This is a genomic window from Stenotrophomonas sp. GD04145 (genome assembly GCF_029835135.1).
Classification (GTDB): domain Bacteria; phylum Pseudomonadota; class Gammaproteobacteria; order Xanthomonadales; family Xanthomonadaceae; genus Stenotrophomonas; species Stenotrophomonas maltophilia_P.
Window position 1 is genome coordinate 1 of sequence record NZ_JAODZG010000090.1, and the last position, 4,182, is coordinate 4,182.

3 protein-coding genes are annotated in these 4,182 nt (G+C 68.8%); all 3 read right to left on the reverse strand.

Features of this window, described 5'->3' with window-relative positions:
* Positions 1-58: 58 nt before the first annotated feature.
* A complete protein-coding gene (pepQ, locus tag N7367_RS19305) occupies positions 59-1,390 on the reverse strand; it encodes a Xaa-Pro dipeptidase (protein ID WP_065181689.1) in 1,332 nt (443 codons plus the stop codon).
* A 75-nt stretch (positions 1,391-1,465) separates the two neighbouring features.
* Positions 1,466-1,840 (reverse strand): PilZ domain-containing protein, encoded by a 375-nt coding sequence (locus N7367_RS19310; RefSeq protein ID WP_053519469.1) that lies wholly within the window; start codon positions 1,838-1,840, stop codon positions 1,466-1,468.
* Positions 1,837-4,104, reverse strand: coding sequence for a DUF1631 family protein (locus tag N7367_RS19315; RefSeq protein WP_279943026.1), 2,268 nt, complete (start codon positions 4,102-4,104; stop codon positions 1,837-1,839). Before N7367_RS19315 ends, N7367_RS19310 begins: the two co-directional genes overlap by 4 nt.
* Positions 4,105-4,182 lie beyond the last annotated feature (78 nt).

Here is a 4,182-nt window from a genome sequence, read left to right on the forward strand (position 1 = left end):
CATGGCCCACCCGCCCCGCCAAGCGCGGCTTTTGATTCAGCATCCAACCACGAGGGGCTCAGCCGTTCGCTGCCGCAAACTCCGGTCGCGTCAGGTTGTCCGCTTCGCCATCGGTGCACAGCACTTCGTCCTCGATGCGGATGCCGCCATACGGACGGAAGAAGTCCACGCGCTCCCAGTTGATCGCATCGCCATGGCCGGCGTCCTTGACCTCGTTCAACAGCATGTCGATGAAGTACAGGCCCGGCTCGATGGTCACCACCATCCCCGGTTCCAGCACGCGGGTCAGACGCAGGTAGGGATGACCCGCCGGACGTTCGATCCGGCCGCCTTCGTCGCTGGCGGCGAATCCGGCCACGTCATGCACCTGCAGGCCGATCAGATGGCCGATGCCGTGCGGGAAGAATGCGGCGCTGACGCCGGTTTCCAGCGCGGTCTGCGGCGATACCCTGATGACGCCGAAGTCCTTCAGAACGCCCATCAGCGACAGATGCGCGTCCACGTGCAGCGTCCTGTAATCAACGCCCGGGCGCACCGCCGCGCACATCTGCTGCTGGGCGGCATCGACGGCAGCGATCATCGCAGCGAATTCGTCGTGGCCGTGCGCCGCGTAGGTACGGGTGATGTCGCTGGCGTAGCCGTGCGCGCTGGCGCCGGCATCGATGAGGAAGCTGCGCAGCGGCTGCGGTGCCTTGCGGCCCAGTTCGGTGTAGTGCAGAACGGCGGCGTGCTCGTTCAACGCCACGATGTTGCCGTAGGGCAGTTCATTGGCGTCCTGGCCCACTGCCTGGCAGTACGCCATGTGGATGCTGAATTCGTCGGCACCGTTGCGGAATGCGGCTTCGGCAGCGCGATGACCGCGCACGCCCAGCACCTGTGCCTGGCGCATCAGGGCGATCTCGTAGGGCGTCTTGCTGCCACGGTGCCATTCCAGGTAATTCACCACCGCCGGAGGATTGTTCGGCACGTGGCTGCCCAGTGCGCTCTGAGGCTCACCCAGGATCGCGCAGCGCGACGGATCGGCCGGCAGCAACGCCAGCGCTTCGTCCGGCGTGCGGATGATGTGGATGTCGAAGTGCTCCACCCACCAGCCGCTCGGCGCGTCCGGCACTACGTGCCAGTAATCGAACGGCTGATGGAAGATCACCACCGGCCGCTTGCCGGGCGTAAACACGATCCAGCTGTTGGGCACGCGCGTCAGCGGCAACCATGCCTTGAACTGCGGATTCACCGCATAGGGATAGTCGCGATCATCAAACACCTGGTAGTGCAGGGTGCCGCTGGGCACCACGAGGTGATCAAAGCCGCCGCGCGCCAGCGCCTGCTCGGCGCGTCGGCACAGCACGGCCAGGTGATCGGGATACAGGGCGCCGGGGTCTTGCTGGATCATTGCGGTGGCTCGACACGGAAAACGGCCCTAGATTCTGCCGCATACCGGCGCAAACCGCTGTGCCGGAACCGGCAGTCAGTCCGTCGAAAGCGGTCCTTCGTCGCTGTCTTCGCCTACCCACTGCCGCAGCAGCTGGCGGTGTTCGCGTGACAGGGTGAGGAACCGGAAGCCCACCCAGCTCTGTCCCGGGGCGTGCGCCGGCTCGCTCCACAACAGGTGCACGCCCACGTCGATGGCTGCCAGCTGGCCATCGCCCAGCGGCAGCGGGAAGCGGAACTGATACAGCGCGTCGTCGCGCAGCGCAGTGCTGGCCAGCATCAGCATGCCGGTTTCGGACACATTGCCAAGGCGACCGACCACGCAGTCGCGCATCTGGTCGGTCACCGGCACCAGGTCCGACACCTGGCGTCGGGGGGCGCGGCGGGTGTCCTGCGGCGGCGTCATGCTCATGCGGGGGTGTCCTGCGGGTTGCGGCCGGCAAGGGCACGCAGGGCGCCCAGACTGGCCTTCCAGGCGCGGTCGACCAGCCGGCCCTTGTCTTCGGTGACCAGATGCGCACGCCCAGCGCTGATCTGCCGCGCCAGGCTGTCGAGGTCGGTTTCGGCAATCTTCTGCCCGCGCGGATTGACGAACAGCACATGGCCGGTCAGCAGGCTGTACCAGGACAGGCGCTGGCGGCGAAGCGTGCCATCGCCGTTGTCGATGTCGAACCAGCTGCCGAAGGGCAGGGAGCACAGCTGCTCGTAGGCGGCCTCCTCCGCACTGCTGCGTGGCGCGGCAGGGGCGGACGCACTGCGGCTGTCGGTGTGCTCGCCCAGCCGGGCGCGGGCCTTCAGCCGCGCGCTGAGTTCGGTACGCGACGTGCTGTCGTCCTCGCCCCCGGGCGTGGCCAGGCGACGGGCCACCGCTGAGGCTTCCTCGGCGTGATAGCCCACCTGCAGCAGCGCGGCCTCCACATCGGCGGCCAAGGCGCCATCGGTGCCATCGACGCCGTTGGCGGCGGTTGCAGTAACGGCCGCGATGCGCTCGGTCTGCTGCAGCCGCTCCTGCCACTGGGGCGAGTCCTCGCCATGGCGCAGCCGGGTCAGGGTCAGCGCGTCGGACCAGGCCTGGCGCAGCAGGGTCTGGACGAAGCGCGGCGGCTGCTGCGTGCTGCAGCACTGCTCGATCTGGGCGCTGGCCTGGCGCCGCGCGAGTTCCAGGCGCTCCCTGCCGCGCGCGGCTTCGACGTGGCGGCGTTCGGCCAGTTCGGCGCGATGGGCGGCCGCGCGCTGGTGCTGCTGCACCTCTTCGTTGGCAGCAGCGAAGGCTTCCGGCGTGCGTGCATCCTCGCCGAGCAGGCTCTGCACGCTCTGTGCCATGCGCTGCAGAAACTGCGGATCGACGTCGTCGTCCCCCAGCCAGCGGGCACCGGCTTCGGCGATATGGTTGAGCAGCTCGCGCGCAGGATGCTCGTCGCGTACGAAGAAGCCCGGATCGGCCATCGCTGCACGTGCCAACGGTACCTGCAGGCGCGCCAGCAGGGCGGCGGGCACCGGGTCCGGACGCTGCTGCTGCTGGATCTGCTGCATCAACAGGCGCAGCAGGTCCAGGTTGTCGCGATCATGGCTGCCGATCTGCGCATGCGGGCCATGCTCGCTGCGCAGCTGCGCGACCACGGCGGCCTGCAGGTCGACCACACCGGTAGCGGCGCTGGCCTGGCTTTGCAGCCGTGCCAGTACCGCATCGACGGTAGCAGTCGGTACCGCAGGCGCGTCTGCCGCCGGCGTGGTGCGCGCGCGCTGCAGCAGGTCGTGCAGCAGGGTGCCGGTGGCGGTGGTCAGCCCGGGGGTCGCTGCAGCGGATGCGGAACCGGACTGGAAGGCATCCTGCATCAGGGTCGACCAGGAGCCGGCAGGCAGGTTCTCGCCCCAGCCGGTCATGGGGGCCGCCGCGCGCCTGGCTGGCTGCGTGGCACGGCCGCCGGCGACGGACTGGGTGATGATCCGTCGCGTACTCGACGAGCGGGCCAGATACGGGGTGTAGACCAGGCCCGGCAGCACGCCCTGCTGGGCGAGCAGGGCATTGGCCCGATCAAGCAGGTCGCCCAGGCGTTCCAGCACCTGGCGCTCGAAACTGCGATACAGCGCCAGCTGCACCTCTGCCCCGAGGCCATCCTGTTCGGCGACCCTGCGCACCATCGCGCACAGCGCCTGTGGTGCCAGCGGAAGGGTATCGGCTTCGAACGCAGGCGCCGCAGCCAGCACGCCCAGGCGCTGGCCGAGCAGGTTCAGGGCGTTGGCCGAGCGCTGCGTCTCGCGCCGGACCATTTCGGTGAGCAGCAGGTCGCGGTCGACCTCATGCTCGTCGACCAGCGACAGGCCGATCGTGCCCGGCAGTGCGGGTGGTGGTGGTGCCGTGATGGCGGTTGGTTCACGCAGCCGCGCCAGTGCCTCGGCCACCGCATCGAGCATGCGCTCGCTGAAGTGGCCGGCGAAGGCATGCAGCTGGCTACGCTGCGCCATCAGTTCAGCCTGCTGCTGCGGACTGCGCGCGCGGTCGGCATCGTGCAACAGGAGTTGTTCCAGGGCTTCGACGGTCAGGATCAGCGGCGCGGTCAGTGCCTGCCGGCACAGGCCGGTCAACGCCCCCAGCAGTTCACGTACCCGCGGTGGCAGGTCGGTGCTGGCCAGGCGGGCAGCGTCGGTGGCGGAGAGGGAGAAGACAGCTGACATCGGCGTGCGGTACCCGGATTCCCGCGGAGCGATCCTGTGAATTTACCGTGTCGGCCGAGGCCGGCGCTACTTTAGGGT